General features: G+C 72.0%; 15 protein-coding genes. 7 read left to right on the top strand and 8 right to left on the bottom strand.

What is annotated here, in order from left to right; translation table 11 throughout:
* Positions 1–62 precede the first annotated feature (62 nt).
* From ACFWJ4_RS15615 to ACFWJ4_RS15585, 7 genes are all read right to left on the bottom strand, one after another.
* Entirely contained in the window at positions 63–1,091 is a 1,029-nt protein-coding gene (locus ACFWJ4_RS15615) for an alpha/beta fold hydrolase (protein ID WP_380543882.1), read from the bottom strand.
* A gap of 11 nt (positions 1,092–1,102) precedes the next feature.
* Positions 1,103–2,341: an esterase/lipase family protein gene (locus ACFWJ4_RS15610; protein WP_380543879.1), complete on the bottom strand. Its 1,239-nt coding sequence runs from the start codon at positions 2,339–2,341 to the stop codon at positions 1,103–1,105.
* 257 nt (positions 2,342–2,598) lie between these two features.
* Positions 2,599–2,811 carry a ferredoxin gene (locus tag ACFWJ4_RS15605; protein ID WP_380543876.1) on the bottom strand — a complete coding sequence of 71 codons (213 nt, stop codon included), beginning with the start codon at positions 2,809–2,811 and terminating at the stop codon, positions 2,599–2,601.
* A 15-nt stretch (positions 2,812–2,826) separates the two neighbouring features.
* Entirely contained in the window at positions 2,827–4,032 is a 1,206-nt protein-coding gene (locus ACFWJ4_RS15600) for a cytochrome P450 (RefSeq protein WP_380543873.1), read from the bottom strand.
* A 204-nt stretch (positions 4,033–4,236) separates the two neighbouring features.
* On the bottom strand, positions 4,237–5,601 hold the full coding sequence (locus tag ACFWJ4_RS15595; RefSeq protein ID WP_380543870.1) for a hypothetical protein: 1,365 nt from the start codon (positions 5,599–5,601) through the stop codon (positions 4,237–4,239).
* Positions 5,598–6,911 carry a phenylacetate--CoA ligase family protein gene (locus tag ACFWJ4_RS15590; RefSeq protein WP_380543867.1) on the bottom strand — a complete coding sequence of 438 codons (1,314 nt, stop codon included), beginning with the start codon at positions 6,909–6,911 and terminating at the stop codon, positions 5,598–5,600. The genes ACFWJ4_RS15595 and ACFWJ4_RS15590 overlap by 4 nt, the downstream gene beginning before the upstream one ends.
* A gap of 278 nt (positions 6,912–7,189) precedes the next feature.
* Positions 7,190–8,428, bottom strand: a complete 1,239-nt coding sequence (locus ACFWJ4_RS15585; protein WP_380543865.1) for an MFS transporter — start codon at positions 8,426–8,428, stop codon at positions 7,190–7,192.
* 107 nt (positions 8,429–8,535) lie between these two features.
* On the opposite strand from ACFWJ4_RS15585, the gene ACFWJ4_RS15580 reads away from it, so the two are divergent.
* Complete coding sequence (locus ACFWJ4_RS15580) at positions 8,536–9,117, top strand: GNAT family N-acetyltransferase (protein WP_380543862.1); 582 nt, start codon at positions 8,536–8,538, stop codon at positions 9,115–9,117.
* A gap of 27 nt (positions 9,118–9,144) precedes the next feature.
* On the opposite strand, the gene ACFWJ4_RS15575 is transcribed toward ACFWJ4_RS15580, so the two are convergent.
* On the bottom strand, positions 9,145–10,815 hold the full coding sequence (locus ACFWJ4_RS15575; protein ID WP_380543860.1) for a class I adenylate-forming enzyme family protein: 1,671 nt from the start codon (positions 10,813–10,815) through the stop codon (positions 9,145–9,147).
* A gap of 214 nt (positions 10,816–11,029) precedes the next feature.
* Between ACFWJ4_RS15575 and ACFWJ4_RS15570 the strand changes: the two genes are divergently transcribed.
* The 6 genes from ACFWJ4_RS15570 to ACFWJ4_RS15545 are packed head-to-tail and all read left to right on the top strand — an operon-like array spanning position 11,030 to position 19,687.
* Positions 11,030–11,350 carry a chorismate mutase family protein gene (locus ACFWJ4_RS15570; RefSeq protein WP_359899017.1) on the top strand — a complete coding sequence of 107 codons (321 nt, stop codon included), beginning with the start codon at positions 11,030–11,032 and terminating at the stop codon, positions 11,348–11,350.
* Positions 11,351–11,387: 37 nt separating this feature from the next.
* Positions 11,388–13,499: an aminodeoxychorismate synthase component I gene (gene pabB / locus ACFWJ4_RS15565; protein WP_380543858.1), complete on the top strand. Its 2,112-nt coding sequence runs from the start codon at positions 11,388–11,390 to the stop codon at positions 13,497–13,499.
* A complete protein-coding gene (locus ACFWJ4_RS15560) occupies positions 13,496–14,392 on the top strand; it encodes a prephenate dehydrogenase/arogenate dehydrogenase family protein (protein WP_380543855.1) in 897 nt (298 codons plus the stop codon). Before pabB ends, ACFWJ4_RS15560 begins: the two co-directional genes overlap by 4 nt.
* Positions 14,389–15,639 carry an aminotransferase class I/II-fold pyridoxal phosphate-dependent enzyme gene (locus ACFWJ4_RS15555; RefSeq protein ID WP_359898889.1) on the top strand — a complete coding sequence of 417 codons (1,251 nt, stop codon included), beginning with the start codon at positions 14,389–14,391 and terminating at the stop codon, positions 15,637–15,639. The genes ACFWJ4_RS15560 and ACFWJ4_RS15555 overlap by 4 nt, the downstream gene beginning before the upstream one ends.
* Positions 15,636–16,511, top strand: coding sequence for a N5-glutamine methyltransferase family protein (locus tag ACFWJ4_RS15550; protein WP_380543853.1), 876 nt, complete (start codon positions 15,636–15,638; stop codon positions 16,509–16,511). Before ACFWJ4_RS15555 ends, ACFWJ4_RS15550 begins: the two co-directional genes overlap by 4 nt.
* Positions 16,512–16,522: 11 nt before the next feature.
* The gene (locus ACFWJ4_RS15545; protein WP_380543850.1) at positions 16,523–19,687 is read left to right on the top strand and encodes an amidohydrolase family protein; all 3,165 of its coding nucleotides are present in this window, start codon (positions 16,523–16,525) and stop codon (positions 19,685–19,687) included.
* Positions 19,688–19,788: the final 101 nt, after the last annotated feature.

Below are 19,788 nucleotides of genomic sequence, written 5' to 3'. Positions count from 1 at the left end.
TCGCTCCGGCCGCCCTTCCCCGTCCGTCAGGACTGCTCGACCCGCCGGGGGCCGTCCCGCCGTCAGGCCCCGTCCAGCGTCTCCACCAGCGCGGTCAGGAACTCCTTCGGCCGTTCCAACTGCACGCTGTGCCCGGCGCCTTCGACCGCGACCTCGCGCACCCGCCCGCCGGCGGCGGTGTAGCGGTCCAGTACGGCGCGGGTCTGGGCCACCATCGGCTGGGCCGGGCAGGTGTCCGCGCCGGGCCAGCCGGGGACGGCACCGATGGCGCCCAGGTGGGCCAGGTCGAAGAGCGAGGTGTCGGAGACGATCACGTCGGCCGTGCCGCGGATCCACAGGATCGGCGGCTTCGGCTCGACCAGTTCCAGGTCGTCGATCCGGAAGTGGGTCGGCGCCATCGAGTTGAGCACCCCGCGTTCGCCGGGACCGAAGCCCGGCCAGGCGTCGCTCGTGCGGCTGTCGCCCGGGTAGTGGTCCTCCCCGGTCCGGGTGGTCAGCATCGCCGCCACGTAGTGGTCCGGCTCCGCCAGCGGCTCGCTGACGTAGGTGGTGTTCAGCACCGAGAGCGGCGCGAACGGCGACTCGGCGCCCGTCTCGCCCTCGCGCAGCAGCCGGACGAAATCGGGGGCCGCGCCGCCGGCGCCGGAGCCCGCCCCGTCGGGCGAGTTGAGCCGCCCGTCCACCCCGTGGGTGCCGCCGAAGCCGTACGGGGAGACCGGGTTGACCAGGGTGAGCGAGCGGACCAGCTCCGGGTGGTCGCGCAGCAGTTGCAGCACCACACCGCCGCCCATGCTCCAGCCGACCAGGTGGACCGGGCCCAGGGCCAGCGCCCGGAGGTAGGAGAGCAGGTCCTCGCTGTGGTCGCGCAGGCCCCGGGTGGCGTCCACCGGCAGCGGCTCGGTGCGGCCGAAGCCGCGCAGGTCGGGGGCGAGCGGGCGGTAGCGGGCGGGGAGCCCGGTCATGGTCGAGTGCCAGAAGACGCCGGAGGAGACGTTGCCGTGCACCAGGACCACGGGTTCCCCGGTGCGGCCCGCGATCTCGGCGTAGCCCACGGTGAGCCGGTCGGTGGCGATCAGTCGATCGGTGATCATCCGGAATGTCCTCAGTTCAGCCAGCCGGCGACCTGCGCGCTCGCCGCGCTGTCCCAGCCGAGTTGCAGGTGGTTGGCGAGGGCGATCAGCGCGGTGCCGCCGACGGTGCCGTAGCCGGTCTTGTCCAGCGCGCTGGCCACGAAGACCACGCCGTCGCTGGGCCCGCGGTTCTCGTTGAAGATCCCGACGATGCTGGGCGTGCCGCCGGCCAGGAGGTAGGCCGTCACCGAGGAGGGCACCCCGGCCTGGTGCAGCGGGGCGATCAGTGAGCCGGCGTTGATCGCGGCCTGGATGCCGCCGCCGTCGGTGTAGAAGCCCTGCCCGCCGTAGTAGGTCGTGTACCAGTCCTGCTGGGTCTGGTCGATGCCGAACACCGAGTCCCAGCGGGCCAGCATCTGCCGCTGCCCCGGGTAGTTGTCGTAGCCGCCCGAGGGGGTGAAGGAGAACTCCGGGTGCGCGGTGTAGGTGCCGTAGCAGGTCATGCGCAGGTGCGGGGACGGGGCGTTGACGGCACCGCCGCACTGCGGCCAGATCGAGAAGTCGTGCGCCCACCCGTGCGCGAACGGGTAGTCGTAGCCGCCGTTCGGGCCGCCGAGGGTGATCAGCTTGCGCACGTCGCCCGCGTACGGGCGGCCCCAGGAGGGCTTCACCGAGGACACGTAGGCCCGCGAGGACATCTCGCCCTTGCTCCAGCCGACCACGTCCACCTGCGGGACGCCGAGCTTGGCACGGATCAGCGCGACGGCGTCGCCGACCTCCTGGGCCTGCATCAGGTTGTCGCCCTGCTTGTGCGCGAAGCCGATCGCGAAGACCCGGTAGCCCCGCCCGGCCAGGTTCTGCATCAGCCCGGTGTTCGGGCAGGACATGGAGCCGCAGCCGTAGCCGCCGGACTCGCCGGGGTTGGCCCAGGCCCGGTCCGGGTTGTCGTTGGCGCCGTGCACCAGCAGCACCGGCACCTGGTGCGAGCCGGTGTTCCAGCCCGGGGCCGAGTAGAGCAGGAAACGGCCGGAGAAGGGCTGCTTGACGCCGCCGAAGAAGGTGAGCCGCTGGCCGTCCTGGTCGCCGCGGCCGTCCGGCGGGTACTGCTCCTGCCGGAAGCCGGTGGTGGTGTCGAGGTAGCGCTCGACCCGGTCCCAGCCGTTGGCGACGGTGCTGTAGGTCGCCTCCAGGGTCAGGTTGGCCGGCACCGCGGCCGCGGCCGGCCCCGCCGGGACGGCCGCACCGATCAGCGCCAGGACGCCCGCGAGCACCCAGCCCAATCCTCTTCGCCTGCCACGCCCGTTCCTTCGCATACGCGTTCACTCCTCCACACCGGGGGCCAAGTGCGCGACACGCTACGGACGCCGCAGTGCCGTCCCTATGGAGGCGTCACATACCTCCGGCGTTCCGGTATGGGTGTCCACCACCTGGCCGGAGGCGGGACCCGGCTCCACTCTTCACGGAGACCGGTCGCCGCCGAGGTCCGCTCCCGCCGGGCGGAGGACCTCGCCGTTCCTCCACCGGACGGTCACGCGTCGGACGCGCCCTGATGCCGCGGGTCGGCCGACAGGCTGATCGCCGAGGCGGGGCACAGGGCGACCGCCTCGCGAACCGCGTCCAACGCCCCGGCCGGAGGCTCGGGTTGCCGCACGACCGACGTGCCGTCGTCCTCGCGCTGGTCGAAGACCTCGCCGGCCGTCAGGACGCACATTCCGGAGCCGATGCAGCGTTCGGCGTCCACGGTGATCCTCATCGATCACGCGTCCCAGGTGACGGGGAGGCTCTTCACCCCGTAGATGTCCGCGAGCTCCGGGCGCAGGGCGACCTCCTCGGGCGGTACGGCCAGGCGCAGCGTGGGGAAGCGGTCGAGCAGCGCGGGGAAGGCGACCCGCATCTCGATGCGGGCCAGCTGTTGGCCCAGGCACTGGTGGATGCCGTGGCCGAAGGCCAGGTGTCCGCCGTCCTGCCTGCGCAGGTCGAGCACATGGGGATCGGGGAAGCGCTCGGGATCGCGGTTGGCGGTGTTGAACGAGAGGATCACCCGCTCACCGGCCCTGACGGTCCGGCCGCCGAGTTCGACGTCCTCCAGGGCCGTCCGCATGAAGGTCTTGGCGACGCTCAGGTACCGCAGCAGTTCCTCCACGGCCCGGTCGGCGAGCGCGGGATCGCCCCGCAGTGCGGCCAGTTGGTCCGGGTTGCGCAGCAGCGCGAAGGTTCCGAGGGCCAGCATGTTCGCGGTGGTGTCGAGACCGGCCGCGAGCAGGATCAGGCTGATCCCCTTCAGTTCCTCGTCGGTCAGATCGCTGTCGGTGAGGTCGCTGAGCACGTCGTCGGTGGGGTCGGCGCGCTTGGCGGCCACCAGCTCGGCCAGGTACTCCTGGGTCGAGGCGTAGGCCGCCATCATGTCCTCGTCGCTCGTCTCCCCGTTCATGAACGAGTCGACCTGCTCCTGGAAGGAGCCCCGGTCCTCGTACGGCACCCCGAGCAGCTCGCAGATCACGATGGCGGGGATGGGCTTGGCGAACGCGGTCACCAGGTCCGTCGGGGGCCCGGCCGCCTCCATGGCGTCCAGGCGGGCGGTGGTGACCTGCTCGATGCGCTCGGTGAGCAGCCGCATCCGCCGTACGGTGAACTTGCCCGTCAGGGGCTTGCGGTAGCGGCCGTGCTGGGGCTCGTCCATGAGGACGAACTCCCCGGGCGGCGCCGGCGGGATCTGGAAGTCGCCGTAGTCGATGGTCGGGTGGAGCATCAGGTCCTTGCGCGAGCTGAACCTCGTGTCGGCCAGCACCGCCCTGACCAGGTCGTATCCGGTGACCAGCCAGCCGGGCTGTCCGCCGGGGAAGGTGTAGCGGCTCATCGGCGCGTGCCGGCGGGCGTCGATCAGCTCGGCGGGCGGGTCGAAGGGACAGCCGGGGCGGCGCGCCACCGGCATGGTCGTGACGGTGTGCGGGGATTCACCCATGGCCGTTCCTCGTTTCGCGTTGCCGAACGTTCGGATTACTGGAAAGCTACGGCTGTTTCTGACTTGACGTCAATCGGATGAAACACGTCTTCCCAGCTCAGTGACGGTAAATTGATGCAATGACGCTGAACTCGAACGCAATGGGTCGTTGCAATGGATGAAGGTTAAGGCAATGCCGCGCCCGGGCTCGCTCACGAGTACGGATCAGGCCGGGTAGCTGAACACGGCGGTGAGCTGCGGCAGCGCGTCCCAACCGACGACCGCGCTGCCGGCGGACTCGGACAGTGCACGGATGTAGGTGCCCGCGTACCCCTCGTCGGTCAGGTAGACACCCCAGGTCGCGAGCCAGTCCCGCACCTCACCGGTCTCCGCGTCCTGCACCGGCTCCGGCTGCGCCGGGGCCTTGCGCTGCACCAGGAACCGTCGCCGGTCGCACTCCGTCAGGGCCCGCCGCCAGTCCCCGTCGGACGTCTCCCAGCCGGCGACGATGCCGCCGCCACGCGCGTCGTTGTTCGGCTTGAGGATCAGTTCCTTCCGATGGGCGCGGCAGTAATCGATCAGATCGACCACGTCGCCGTCCACCTCGACCGTGCCCTCGGCCATCGACCGCGTCCACGGCAGCATTCCGTCGACCAGGGTCAGCTCGTCCTCGGCCAGGGCGGCCCGGAACCGGGGGTCGTGCAGCATCGGCAGGATGCCCTTGTTGCCGTGCAGGTCGGTACAGATCGGGGTCAGCTGCACGGTCCGGCCCTCCTCGTGGGCGCGGAAGACCGGCTCCATGGCCGCGGCGACCCCGGGGTCGGCGAGGATCTGGTCCACCGACACGTAGCGGAGGATCACGTCCACCGGGGTGCCGTCCAGGTGGATCTTCCCGCCCGGCGAGCTCAACTCGCCCACCTCGGCCAGTCGGAGGTCGATTCCCTTGCCCCGCATGTACTCCTGGAAGGGCAGCATGTACTTCCGGTACTGGGCCACCCGGCCGTTGCTCTCCAGCATCACGACCACCGGCGTGCCGGCGGCGGACACGCTCTCGGCGCAGCGGGTGAGCATGCGGGCGATGCTCGCCCCGATGTCGGGGTAGGTCAGCCGGTGCTTCTCGGCGAACTCCCGGAACCTGGGCACGTCCATCAGCGCCCGCGGGATGTCGCCGGTCCGCTCCATGCCGCCGAGGTCGGCGCCGATGTTGAACTCCAGCAGCCGCCAGGAGTCGCCGTCACGGTGCAGGTCGGCCCGGCCGTACGGGATCGGCGGCACGAGTCCGTTCCGGCGGACGATCTCCACCGACCGGCGGTCGAGCCCGAGCGCCTCGCCGTAGGCGAACACGTCGCCACCGTGGAGCCTGCCGGGCAGCGAGACGATCAGGTCGTGGAACCGCATGAGCCGGTCGGCGACGCCGCGGATCGCGGTCTCCTCGACGAACAGCGGCCGGCCGAGCACCCGCCCGTCGAAGGCCGCGGTGAAGTGCGGCGGGAACCGCAGGTGGTCGACGACCCCGCGCAGGCCGTCGCGCCCCTCGGCGGCGCATTCGTCCAGGTAGGACCGGGTGACGGGGCAGGGGTTCCGGTTCATGCGGTGACCGTTCGCTGGTAGAGGGTGGGCACCTTGCCGCGCTCGGTGCGCTCGAAGTCGCCGCGCTCGACGTGCTCCACGGTGAACCCCAGGCAGCGCGGGCCGGTGACGATCTGGTTGAGCTCGACGGTGTCCGCGAAGGCCGCGACCACCGCGTCGACGGTGATGTCCCCGGGCGTGCTCGGTGACAGCAGCAGCCGCACCCGGTACCGGTTGACGGTCCAGAGCACCTGAAACTGGCAGTCGGCGGGATCGGTGATGCCCAACCGGGCGAGCCGCGACATCAACTGGTCGGCGGAGACGGTCTCGGAGTCCACGTTCAGCGACTGCCGGGCCCGGCCGAGCAGGGTGAGCACGGAGGCACGGCTGCCGCAGCGGCACGGCTGGGTGCTCAGCCGGCCCCGGTCGCCGATGGCGTAGCGGAACAGGGCCATGCCGGTGTCGCTCAGCGGCGTGACCAGGACCTCGCCCTCCTCGCCGTCGGCCACGGCGAGCCCGGTCCCCTCGTCGACGATCTCCACCACCATCGCGTCCTCGTGCACGTGGTGGTCGTTGCCGGACAGCCACTGGCACTGGTAGCCGATGGGCCCGGTCTCGGTGGTGGAGTAGGCCAGCGAGCGGACCGTCAGTCCGGGCAGGGCGGCGGTGAGCGCCGCGGTGCGGCCGGCGCCGAGGCTCTCCCCGATGTAGAGGTAGGTCCGCATCGAGGCGAGCAGGTCCGGGGGCGTTCCGGTGAGCAGGTCCACCCCGTACCCCGGCGGCGCGGCCAAGGTGTCGATCGCGTGCTCGGAGATCATCTTCGCCGTCTCCGCGACGCTGGTGACGTTGCCCAGGGGGTACACCCGCGCGCCGAGCAGCCGAGCGACCTCCTGGGTGAACAGGAAGGATCCGTTGAGTTCGGCCCCGTAGAGGCAGTTCGCCACCCGGCGGGGCGGCTCGGGCAGGGTCGCGCGCAGCCCGCGCGCGCCGAGCGCGGACACCTGCTCGTTGAACGCCCAGGAGTGGTACATCATCTTGACCTTGCTGGAGGTCCCGCTGGAACGAAGCACCATGCCGGGCTGGTCGCCGTCGATCAGGAACTCCACCGAGTGCGGCGGACAGCCGTCGGCCAGCGCGGACGGGGTCAGCACGGGCAGCTCCGGCAACCGGTCCAGGCTGTGCACGGAGTCGAGCCCGGGCCAGCGGCGCAGCACCGCGGGCGTGCGCCGGGCCGCGGTCACCAACCGCGTGAAGTTGTGCGCCCGCAGTCGCTCGATCTCCTCCCGGCTGATGGCGTCCAGGTCGGCGGCGAGCCGAATGCCGGTGTTCATCGGGAACCTCCGTTGTGTGCTGATCTCGTCGCGCACGATCGCCGTGCCTGCCCGGACGGCTCCGCGCGGCGCAACGCGTCCTGGCTCGGGCGGCCGCTGCCGGCCGTGCGATTCCGGCGCGGCCCCGGCGCCGACGGGCCGGCCGCACCGGGCGTCCGCGTGGTCCCATTCCCATTCCGTCGACGCCCGAACACTAGATTCCGGCGGACGACCGGACGACCGGCTTCTTTGCGTTATGGGGCGGTATTTCTTGCTGAGGGCCGCATTTGTTGCGCGAATTATCCGACCCTCGACGGGAGACGTTCCGGTTCGTCCAACTCGCGCCAAACCCGGAACACGAACGGCCACAGCGAAACGAGCAGGCAGAGCCCGCCGAGCACGAGCACCGCGGCGGTCGGCCCGACCGCGTCCAGCAGCACCCCGGCCAGCAGCAGGCCCAGCGGCATGGCCGCGTTGGCCGAGGCGTGGAACGCCGCGAACACCCGGCCGCGCAGCCCCTCGGGCACCCGGGCGTACTTGACCGCGGCGATCACCGGGTTGATCGGGCCGTTCGCCATCATGCAGGCCGAGACCACCAGCACCAGCAGCACCGGGTGCGGGTCGGCCGCCACGGCCAGGAAGACGGGCGCGCCGGAGACCAGGGAGCAGATCGCGAACACCCGCCACCGACGGCCGCCGTCGCCCAGCCAGCCGTACAGCGCCGTGCCCAGGATGCTGGCGCCGCTGGAGGCGGCGATCAGCACGCCGACCAGCGTGCTGTCGTGCCACACGGTCAGTCCGTAGGCGGGCAGCAGCACCGAGAGCAGCCCGACGGTGAGGGCGTTCAAGGCCGCGCACTGCACGCCGATGACCAGCAGCAACCGGTCGCGCCGGAAGTGCTCGGCGGCCTGCCTCAGCTCCCGCAGGTAGCCGTGCGCGCCGCCGGCCGGCTCGGGCCCGGCGGCGGCCGCGGGCCGGACCAGGAGGCCCACCAGCGCCGCCGCGGTGAGCAGCGCCGCGCCGTCGGCCAGCAGGACCCAGGTGGGTCCGATCAGCCCGATCAGAATGCCGCCGAGCGGCGCGCCGAGCAGGTCTCCGGTGCGCAACGCGGACTCCTCCGCGCTGGTGCCCCGCTCGACGCGGACGCCGGTCGCGGCCAGCACGGCGGGCAGCAGCACCTGTTTGGCGCTGCGGGAGGGCGCTCGACCGGCGCCGATCCCGAACACCAGGACCACGAGCACCGGCAGCGACAGCAGGTCCAGTGCCTCCGCGGCCGGGATCGCGATCACCGCGACGGAGGCCGCCAGGTCGGCCATGATGCTGCCGCGCCACGCGCCGTACCGGTCCAGCAGCGGGCCGACCAGTACCACCGAGAGGACCAGCCCGAGCGTTTCGGCGGCGGCCACGGCCCCGGTCTGGAGGCCGCTGCCGGTTCTGGACAGCACGAACCAGGGAAGGGCGATCATCGTCATCGTCGCGCCGCACGAGGACACGCCGCACGCGGCGACGAGTGCGATCAACGGCAGTCGACGGATCACCGGCGTACTCCGCGGAACAAAGTGTTCACGATTCCCCTAAATGCCGATTTTCGGATGCTAGTATCCGCTGGACCATTCATCGAATAATCCAATTCGGAGTCTCACCCGTGGATCCTGTTGTCACTGACCGGCTGGTGCTGCGTTCCTTCACCGAGGCGGATATCGACGACCTGCACGACATCCAGCGCCGTCCGGACGTGACCCGGTACCTGCTGTGGGACGCCCGCACCCGCGAGGAGACGCGCACCGCGCTGGCCACCAGGATCTCGGAGTCCGAGCTGGCCGGGGAGGGCGACAACCTGGCCGTCGCGGTGGAGCTGCGCGAGTCCGGCCGGCTCATCGGCGAGTTCAACCTGGACTGGCTGAGCGCCGAACTGGGCCGCGCCGAGATCGGTTTCGTGATGAACCCCGACCACGGCGGCCGCGGGTACGCCACCGAAGCCGGCCGCGAGGTGCTGCGGCTGGCGTTCGAGCGGTACGGCTTCCACCGGGTGGTCGGCATGTGCAACGGGAACAACGTTTCGTCGATGCGGCTGATGGAGCGTCTCGGCATGCGTCGGGAGGCGTTCTTCGTGCAGGGCGAGATGCTCAAGGGGCAGCGGGCGGACCTGGCCGTGTACGCGATGCTGGGCACCGAGTGGGCCGGCGCGGACGTCATCGCCGAGGGAACCCCGGTCGCCCGGGGATGACGTCCGCACGTCGTGGTGGTCGCCGCCCTAGAGGGTGGTGGCCACCGCGGCGGGGTCGCTCGCGCGGAGGTAGTCCGCGAGCGTGTCGTAGCGTTCACGGAGCTGACGCTTGAGCACCTTGCCGGTGACGCCCTGCGGGATGTCGGTGACGGAGCGGGTCAGTTCGAGCACGGCCAGCGTGGGGTGGCCGGCCGCGCCGAGCACGGTGTTGGCCGAGGCGAGCAGCTGCGACGGGTCAAGGTGCTCGCCGTGGGCGGCGACCAGGGCCACCGCGACCGTGTTCCCGCCGTGCCGGCCGGCCACGACCGTGCAGTCCACGATCACCGGCAGCTCGTTGAGCAGGAGTTCCTCCATCTGCACCGAGTGCGCGGGGCCCGCCGCGGTCGCGATGGTGTCCACCGCCCGGTCCACCTGGTAGAAGTCGCCGGCCTCGTCCTGGTACGCCAGGTCGCCGGACAGCCAGTACCCGGACAGCCGGCTGCGGTAGGTGGTGTCGGAGTCGTTCCAGTACCCCGCGGTGATGGTGGGGCCCTTGGCGCCCAGCAGTCCGATCTCGCCGCGGTCCGCCGCGGTGCCGTCCCGGCGCAGCACGACGACCTCGGACAGCGCGTCGGGACGGCCGATGCAGCGGTCGTTGCGCTCTGAGGCCAGCGAGCGCGGCTGCACCATCAGGCCCCAGCCCAGTTCGGTGGCGCCGAAGCGGTCGTAGAACACCGCGGAGGGCAGCTCGGGGTCGCGCTTGCCCAGGATGGCCTTGAGGTGGGCCTCGTGGATGGCGTCGCCCATGGTCACCCAGCTGTCCACCGAGTCGACCGCGCCGTCGGTGACCTCGACGTCGGCCAGTTCCGTGAACGCGTGCGCGAAGGCCATCACCGTGGTCGGCCGGTACCGGCGGATGGCGTCGACCAGGTCGGCGCCGGTGGGGTCGTAGTGGGCGACCATGGGCGTGCCGGCCAGGACGGCGTAGTTGACGTACACCACCGAGCCCAGGTGCGACTGCGGCTGCGCGGCCATCATCAGGTCGTCGGGCGAGTCCAGGTAGTTCGTGAGCCGGAACCGCGGGCCGGCGACGCTGGACGCGTGCGTCTGCACCACCGGCTTGGGGAAGCCCGTGGTGCCCGAGGAATGCAGGATCGAGACCGGGTCGTCGGGCGCGTGCCGGAACCGCGCGGCGGCGTCCAGCTCGGCCGGGGGCGGCGCGGGCACGTCCTCGGCCAGTACGACCCAGCGCGAGCCCGGCAGTTCGGCGAGCTCGGGGCCGAGGAGGTCGCGCCGGCCGCGGGTCGTGTACACGCCGACCGGCTCGGTGCGCCGGATCAGTTCGAGCGCGTTCTCCTTGGGGGCCTTGCTGTTGATCAGCACCGCGATCGCGCCGATGGTCGCCAGCGCGTGCAGGTGAACCGAGTACGCGAAGGAGTCCTCGATGTGGACCGCGACCCGGTCCCGGGGCCGCACGCCCCGGTCGAGATACCAGACCGACCAGCTCTGCACGAGCCGGTCCAGCCCGCGGAGGCTGAACTCGGTCGTCGTCCCGCCGTCGCAGGTGGCGACCGGCCGGCCGGTGGCGATGAACGGCAGGTCCGGGTTCGGGCTGACGGCCAGCGCCGACTCCAGGACGTTCCCGCCCCCGAGACGGGGATCCGCGGCGAGCTTCGCACGTGACTCGGCGGACAGCAGGGTTCGAGCGGACAAGGTCATCGGCGCGCCTTCCGGTGATGGTTTCCGGGAACCGATCGTCCGTGGGCGTGCCGGAAGCGACAAGGTCTTTCTTGCGCATGTGGACGTCGGTTGTTGCGCGAGACCGCGTTTGTTGCCGCAACCGCCGCGCGGGCTCCTGCGGACCGCCGTTGGCAGGTACATCTGGAAGAGCCCTTCGGTGGGCGAGACGATCACGAGGAGATTCCAGGTGACCATGGGGGATTCGGCGGCACGATCCGGCGGAGCGGACCGTCAACTCGAGGAACTGCGGGGCGAACTGGACGGCATCGACGCCCGTCTGCTGGACGTGCTGCGCGACCGGATCGACGTCTGTGTGCGCGTCGCCCACCACAAGAGGGAGCACGGCGTCCCGATGATGCAGCCGCACCGCATCGGCATCGTGCAGGAGCGGGCCGCGCGGTACGGCGAGCGCAACGGGATCGACCAGGACTTCCTGCGCCGGCTGTACGACCTGATCATCGCCGAGACCTGCCGGGTCGAGGACCTGGTCATGGGCAACACCCCGGCGAGCTAGGCACCACGGCCACACTGAAGGAAGGACAGACCGGGCAATGCGGATGTTGCTGATCGACAACTACGACTCGTTCACCTACAACCTGTACCAGCTGCTCGGCGAGGTGACCGGCCGGGCGCCGGTCGTGGTGCGCAACGACGCCGAATTCCCGGCGGAGCGGATGGCCGAGTTCGACGGAATCGTGGTGTCCCCCGGGCCCGGCCGGCCCGACCGGGCCCGTGACTTCGGCATCAGCTCCCGCGCCGTCCTCGAGTCGGGACGGCCGGTGCTCGGCGTGTGCCTCGGCCACCAGGGCATCGCGAACCTGTTCGGCGGCAAGGTCGGCCTCGCGCCCGAACCCATGCACGGCCGCAGCTCGCTGGTGCACCACACCGGCGACGGCGTCTTCGCCGGGCTGCCCACGCCGTTCTCGGTGGTGCGCTACCACTCGCTGACCGTCACCGACCTGCCCGAGGTGCTCGAACGCACCGCGTGGACCGAGGACGGCGTGCTGATGGGCCTGCGCCACCGGACGGACCCGCTGTGGGGCGTCCAGTTCCACCCAGAATCCATCAGCAGCGAGCACGGCAGGCTGCTGCTGGCGAACTTCCGCGACCTCGCGATGGACGCGCGCCCCGCTCCGGCCGTCGCCCCGCCTCCACCGGCCGTGCGGCCGGCGCCCGCTGACGCCACGCCGGATCTGCGCCTGCACGTGCGCGAGGCGGCGCACGAGCCGGACCCGGACGCGGCGCACCGGGAACTGTTCTCCGGCTCCACCCGCAGCTTCTGGCTGGACAGCAGCGAGACCCGCCACGAACGCTCGCGGTTCTCGATCATGGGCGACGACAGCGGACCGCTGGCCGAGTACGTCTCCTACGACGTCGGCCGGCGGCTGGTCACCGTCACCCACTCGGACGGCCGGGTCGAGGAGGTCCACCGGGACTTCTTCGGCTACCTCCAGGACAGTCTGGCCGCGCGGTCGCTGCCGACACCGGACGGTCTGCCGTTCGACTTCAACCTGGGCTACGTCGGTTACCTGGGCTACGAGTTGAAGGCCGAGACCGGTGGCTCCCGGGCGCACCGGGCCGACACCCCCGACGCCGCCCTGCTGTTCGCCGACCGCGCGCTGGTCGTCGACCACGTGGAACACCGGTCGTACCTGCTGGCGTTGAGCACGCCGGAGCACGAGGCGGCCGCGCTCGACTGGCTGGACGGGACGGCGGCTCGGCTGTCCCGGCTCGACGGGTCCGCCGTGGACGATTCGGGCCGCACGGGTGTGCTGGCCGGCGCCGAGGCCGCCGACATGGCCGGCTGGGAGACCGCCCGTCCGCGCCACGACCGCGAGGGCTACCTCAAGCGGATCGAGGAGTGCCTCGACGAGATCCGGCTCGGCGAGTCCTACGAGATCTGCCTGACCAACACGGTCACCGTGGACGAGAAGATCGATCCCCGGCACACCTACTCCCGGCTGCGCCGGATCAGCCCGGTGCCCTACGGGGCCTTCCTGGACTTCGCCGAGGTCGCGGTGCTCAGCGCGTCGCCGGAGCGGTTCCTGCGGATCGGCGCCGACGGCGTCGTGGAGTCCAAGCCCATCAAGGGAACCCGGCCCCGCGGCGGCACCCCCGACCAGGACGAGCTGCTCAAGCTGGACCTCTCCACGCACGAGAAGGACCGCGCGGAGAACCTGATGATCGTCGACCTGGTGCGCAACGACCTGAACACGGTCTGCGAGATCGGCTCGGTGCACGTCCCGGTGCTGTTCGACGTGGAGACGTACGCGCCGGTGCACCAGCTGGTCTCCACCGTCCGCGGCACGCTGCGGGCGGAGGAGAGCGCGGTCGGCTGCGTGCGCGCGGCGTTCCCCGGCGGCTCCATGACCGGTGCGCCGAAGGTGCGCACCATGGAGATCATCGACCGGCTGGAGGAGGGGCCGCGCGGCGTCTACAGCGGTTCGCTGGGCTGGTTCGCGCTGTCCGGCGCCGCGGATCTGAGCATCGTGATACGGACCCTGGTCGCCACCGACGAACGGATGAGCTTCGGCGTCGGCGGCGCGATCGTGGCGCTGTCGGACCCCGACGAGGAGTACGAGGAGACCGTGGTGAAATCGCGCGCGGTGCTCACCGCGGTCGCGGCGACGGCGCTGCGCCCCGCGCTGGGAGGACTGGCATGAGCGGGGCCGGAGTTCGGTCGCTGCGGCGTTGTCTGGTGGCGGGCGGCGCCGGCGCGGTCGGCGGCATGTTCGCCTCGCTGCTGGCCGGTTCGGGCGCCGAGGTCGTCGTGGTGGACCCGGCCGGTGGCGACATCGCCGGGGACATCACCTCGCCCGGTGACGCCCTGGTCGCGGAGCTGGGCAAGGCGGACCTGGTGCTGCTGGCGGTGCCCGAGCGCACGGGGCTGGCCGCGATCCCGCTCATCGCTCCGCACCTGCGTCCAGGTGCGCTGCTGGTGGACACACTGTCCGTGAAGGACGCGGTGGTGACCGCGCTCCAGGGCGTCGAGGGCGTGCAGGCCGTCAGCCTGAACCCGATGTTCGCGCCGGCCCTGGGCATGCCCGGCAAGCCGGTCGCCACCGTGGTGGTGCACGACGGCCCGGCCGCGGCCGAACTGCTGCGGCTGCTCGCCGAGTGGGGCGGCCGACCGGTGCTGCTCGACGCCGAGCGGCACGACCGGCTCACCGCCGCCGCGCAGGTGCTCACCCACGCCAGCGTGCTCGGTTTCGGGCTGGCGCTGGAGGAACTCGGCACCGACATCGGCGAACTCGGCGTGATCGCCCCGCCGCCGCACGCGACCCTGTTGGCCCTGCTGGCCAGGATCGCCTCCGGGACACCGGAGGTGTACTGGGACATCCAGGTCGCCAATCCCGACGCCGCGCGGGCCCGCGGCGCGCTGGCCGCGTCCGTGCGCCGACTGGCCGACCTGATCGACGGCGGCGACGAAGCCGGGTTCGCCGCGGCGCAGGGCCGGCTGCGCGACCTCTTCGGCACCGCCCTGGACGAGCACCGCGACACCTGTGCCCACCTGTTCGACGCCCTGTCCGCGTCCACCCGAATCGAGGCGACATGATCCATCCGCAGCAGGAGACACAGCCGGCCAACTGGGTCGAGTCCCGCATCAACAAGACGTCCGACTCCCTGGACGTGGCGTTCGAGCAAGGCCTGACCGGGCACGTGGTCACCGGCCGCAAGCCCGGCAAGGTGGTCTGCCTGGCGGACGGCACCGAGGCACTGGAGTTCGTGTCCTGCTCCTACCTGGGTCTTGAGGAGCACCCCGCGCTGGTGACGGCCGCCGAGGAGGCGTTGCGCCGCTTCGGCGTGCACCTGTCGACCTCCCGCAACCGGATGCGCCCGCACTACCTCGGCGAGTTGGAGGACCTGCTCTCCACGGTGTACCGCGGCAACAAGGTCGTCCCCTTCACCTCCGTCGGGACCGTCCACCTGGGACTGCTGCCGCTGCTCGGCGCCGGCGCGCTGCCCAGCTACCCGATCGCGCCCGGCGGCGCGACCTTCCTGGTGGACCGGACCGCGCACTCCTCGATGCAGGTGCTGCGGGGGGTCCTCGACCAGATCGGCCCCGCGCGCCGGTTCGACCTGGAGACGCCCGACTCGCTGGAGTCCGCGCTGCGCGACGCCCGTCGCGACGGGCGCACGCCGATCGTGCTGATCGACGGCGTCGGCTCGATGGGCGGTCTGATCGACGTCGCCGGGATCCTGGAGGCGCTGGCGCCCCACGGGGGACACCTCTACATCGACGACGCGCACGGCATCTCCGTCGCGGGCAAGCACGGCGCCGGCTACGCCTTCGAGGCGCTCGGGGACCGGCTGCCGCCCAACGTGGTCATCGCCGGCTCGCTGTCCAAGGCGTTCGGCGGCTGCGGCGGGTTCGCGGTGGTGCCGAGCGAGGACGACGTGCGTGTGCTGCGCAAGTTCGCGAACCCGTTGGTCTTCGGGCACTCGATCATGCTGCCGATGCTGGCCGCGAACGTCGCCTCGGCCCGGCTGCACCTCGACGGCGAGGTCGCCGCGTTGCAGGAGCGGCTGTGGCGCAACACCGAGGTGTTCGACGAGCTGACCGGCAACCGGCTCGTCAACGCCGGTCTGCGGTCCCCGGTGCGCGGTGCGCACTTCGACACCGAGGAGGCGGCCTTCCGCGCGGCCACCACGCTGAAGGAGGCCGGGGTGCTCATCCTGCCGGCCTTCTTCCCCACCGTGGCCAAGGGCACCGGTCTGATCCGCTTCGCCCTGTCCTCGCTGCACGAACGCGGCCATCTGGAGACGGCCGCGAACATCCTGGAAGGAGTCCGGAACGGATGACCGCCGACACTGGTGAACCGACGCTGGGTGCGTTCCTGACGGACGCCGAGAAGACCCTCGCCGAGGCCGGCGCCTGGCAGCCGCGCGGGGACGCCGAGAAGCTGGCCGAGTACGTGCTGGGCCGCGCCGTGGAGCGGCTGCCCCTCGACGCCACGCTCGGCCGGGAGGATCTGGCCCGGCTGCGGGAGCTGGTCGCCCGCCGGGCCGACCGCACGCCGGTGGAGTACCTGACCGGCCGTGCCGTGCTCGGCGGTGTCGAGGTCGCGGTGGGTCCGGGCGTCTTCGTGCCCCGCAAGCACACCGAGCCGCTGCTGGCCTGGGGGCTGGACGTGGTGAGCGGGGTGTCCAAGCCGCTCGCGGTGGACCTGTGCACCGGGTCGGCGGCGATCGCCCTGGCGGTCGCGCACGCCCGGCCGGACGCGACCGTGCACGCCATCGAGCTCGACCCGGTGGCCCTGACCTGGGCGCGCCGCAACGCCGCGCGGCAGGCGGAACTCGGCGACACCCCGATCATCCTGCACGCCGGCAATGTCACCGACACCGCGATGTTCGCCGACCTGGACGGCACGGTGGACCTGCTGCTGGCCAATCCGCCGTTCGTGGTGGACGGCGTCGTGCTGCCGCCGGAATGGCAGGAGCACCAGCCGTGGCCCGCGCTGTTCGGCGGCCAGGACGGACTGGTCGTGATCCGCGCGGTGGTGGCGGCCGCCACCCGGCTGCTGCGTTCCGGCGGCGGTGTCGCGATCGAGCACGACGACGAGCAGGCCGACGTGGTCATGTCCCTGCTGCGGGAACAGGACGCCTTCACCGGCATCAGCTACGGCGTGGACCACTGGGGCACCCCCCGGTACACCACCGCGCGCAGAAAGTAACGAGGAAGACCATGGAACACACGTCACCATCCGAGAGGCTCTCCCGCCGGCAGGTGCTGCGCGGCGGCGCGGTCGTCGCGGGCGCGGGCGCGCTGTGGCTGACCGCCGGCGCGGTGCCCGCGTCCGCGGAGACGCCGCAGCCGACCGGCCGTCCCGGTGAGAGCAGCGTGACCGTGCGGGACAGCGCCAACGTCGGGGTCGCGGTGTCCCCCGACGGCCGCCGGCTCGCGGTGGACATCGCCGGCGGCATCTGGCTGCTGCCGGCCGCGGGCGGCCGGGCCCAGCGGATCACGCCGGAGGAGCACGACGCGACCCGGCCGCACTGGTCGCCCGACGGGCGCCGGATCGTGTTCCAGTCCTTCCTCGACACCGCCTACGACGTGTGGATGATCAACGCCGACGGCACCGGGCTCACCCGGCTCACCACCGGCTGGGGCTTCGACCTGGAGCCGCGCTTCTCGCCCGACGGCAAGCAGGTGGCGTTCGCCTCCGACCGCGACCACGTCAGCCGGATCTGGGTGCTGGACCTCGCGAGCGGGCAGCAGCGCGCCGTCACCGACGCCGACGAGGTGCACGCCGCCCCGGTGTGGTCCCCGGACGGCACGAAGCTGGCCTACGTCGTCGGTGACGGCGCCATCGAGGAGTTGGACCTGGGTTCGGGCCTGCGCAGGCAACTGCCCGGCGTACCCGGTGACGCCATGGTGTACTCGCCGGTCTACGCACCGGACGGCCAGGTCAGCTACCTGAGCGTGGGCGGCACCGGGACCACGGTGATGCTCGGGGCCAAGGCGATCGTGACCGGCGAGGACCTGCCGCCGCTGCCGGTGTCGTGGACGTCGGCGCAGGAGTTCGTCTACAGCTCCGGCGGCCGGCTGCGCCGCCGCTCGCTCTCCGGGGCCGTGCGGGAGATCCCGTTCACCGCCGAACTGCCGTACTCGGCGCGGAACTACCAGCGCAAGCGGCGGAACCTCGTGTCGGACGCGTCGCGCCGGGCGAAGGGCATGGCCGACCCCGCGGTGTCGCGGGACGGCAAGCAGGTGGCGTTCCGCGCGCTGAACGCGCTGTGGCTGCTGCCGATCGGCGGCAGGCCCCGCAAGGTCGTGGACGACGGATTCTTCGCGGCCGATCCGGACTTCGCGCCCGACGGCAGGTCCCTGGTCTACGTCAGCGACCGCGCCGGCACCGCCAACCTGTGGCGGCTGGACCTGGCGACCGGGCGCTCCGACCGGCTCACCGATCTGCCCGGCGGCCAGCTCGCGCCGCGGTTCTCCCCGGACGGCGCGAAGATCGCCTACCAGGACGAGTCCGGTCAGACCTGGGTGTTCGACGTCGCCGACCGCTCGGTGCGCCAGGTGCTGCCCGCGCTCTACCAGCCGGGCCGGCCGACCTGGTCGCCGGACGGCGGCAGGATCGCGCTGGCCGCGCTGATGCCGTACTCCAAGCGCACCTCGAACGGCAACAACCAGGTGCTGACCGTGGACCTGGCCGACAACAAGGTCCGGTACCAGGAGATCGCGCCGGACCGGTCGATCAGCACCCGCGACAACGACGGCCCGCTGTGGACCTCCGACGGCCGGCACCTGGTGTTCGGCGCGGAGAGCCTCGCCTGGCGGGTCCCGGTGGCCGCCGACGGCACCATCACCGGCGAGCCGCAGCAGCTGACCGACGAGGTCACCGACTCGCTGTCGATCAGCGCGGACGGCACCGTCGTCTACCTGTGCAACGGCGTGCTGCGCACCGTCGGGCCCGACGGCGGCGCGGCCCGCACGATCACCGCCGACCTCACCTACCGTCCGGTACGGGTCAGCGAGCCCACGGTCGTGCGCGCGGGCGCGCTCTGGGACGGCACCTGCGAGCAGCTGCGCCGCGACGTCGACATCGTCGTGCGCGGCGCGACGATCGAGGCGGTGCTGCCCAGGGGCGGCGGCGTGCCCAGCGGCGCGCGGATCGTGGACGCCTCCGGGCTGACGGTGATGCCCGGCCTGATCGACACCCACAACCACTGGAACATGCGCGGCAAGCAGTGGGGCGACCGGCAGGGGCGGCTGTGGCTGTCCTACGGCGTGACCACGAGCAAGTCGCCCGGCGACCTCGCGTACCAGATGGTGGAGAACCGGGAGGCGATGGAGGCCGGCACCAGGGTCGGCCCCCGCTACCTCGGCTCGGGACAGGCGCTGGACGGCAGTCGGGCCTTCTACAACTGCATGCGGCCGGTCCACACCGCCCAGCAGCTGGAGCGGGAACTGGACCGCGCCGAAGGGCTGGACTACGACCAGATCAAGTCGTACATGCGGATGCCGGTGGCCTTCGAGCAGCGCATCGTGGCCAGGGCGCACGCGATGGGCGTGCCGGTCACCTCGCACTATCTGTACCCGGCGGCGCACACCGGCCTGGACGGCATGGAGCACCCCGGTGGCGGCCACCGGCTGAACTACTCGCGCACGCTGAGCTACGCCGGTTTCCGCATGTCGCAGGACGCGGTGGACCTGCTCGTGGCCAGCGGCATGTGGGTGTCGTCGACCATGATCTTCGCCAGCGAGCTGTACGCCGGCGACCGGTCGCTGGTGGAGGACGAGCGCACCAAGGTGCTGTTCCCGGACTGGGACTACCGGCGCCTGGTGGCCAAGGCCGACGGCGCCGCGCAGCCGGGTCCGGAGAGCGAGCTCGACCAGCGGATCACCAAGGGCATGGTGGACGCGCTGCTGCGGGTGCACCGCGGCGGCGGCCTGGTCGTCTTCGGCACCGACGCGCCGCTGGACGACATCGGCGTCAGCGCGCACCAGAACCTGCGCGTGCTGGTGAAGTACGGGTTCACCCCGCGCGAGGCGCTGATGACCGCGACCGGCAACGCCGCCAGGGCGCTGGGCTACGGCGACCAGCTGGGCGCGGTGGCGCCGGGGAGGATCGCCGACCTGGTCATGGTCGAAGGCGACCCGCTGACCGACATCCGCGCCGCGGCCGCGGTGCGGTCGGTCATGGTGGCCGGTGTCACCCGCACGGTGCCGGAGATCCTCGCGCCGTTCCGGCCGGCCAAGGCGGCCAAGGCGGCGGAGGCGGCCGGGGCGGCCGGGGCGGCCGTCGTGACCGTTCGCCCGGCCGCGCCGTCGGCCTCGCAGGACCCCGCTCACTACTGGCACCGTCCGGAGTGGAGCATGCGCCAGTGCTGCCAGCACTGACCGTGCGGTCGGGGGGCCCGGGCCCCCCCCCCGGGCCCCACCCCGGGGGGGCCCCCCCCAACCTTGAAGGGCGCGGGGAGGGAGTAAGTTACTGATATACG

This window comes from Kitasatospora sp. NPDC127067 (assembly GCF_042724755.1).
Classification (GTDB): Bacteria; Actinomycetota; Actinomycetes; order Streptomycetales; family Streptomycetaceae; genus Kitasatospora; species Kitasatospora lactacystinica.
Note: the sequence above shows the minus strand (reverse complement) of the source record. Positions and strands in the feature narration are given on the sequence as shown.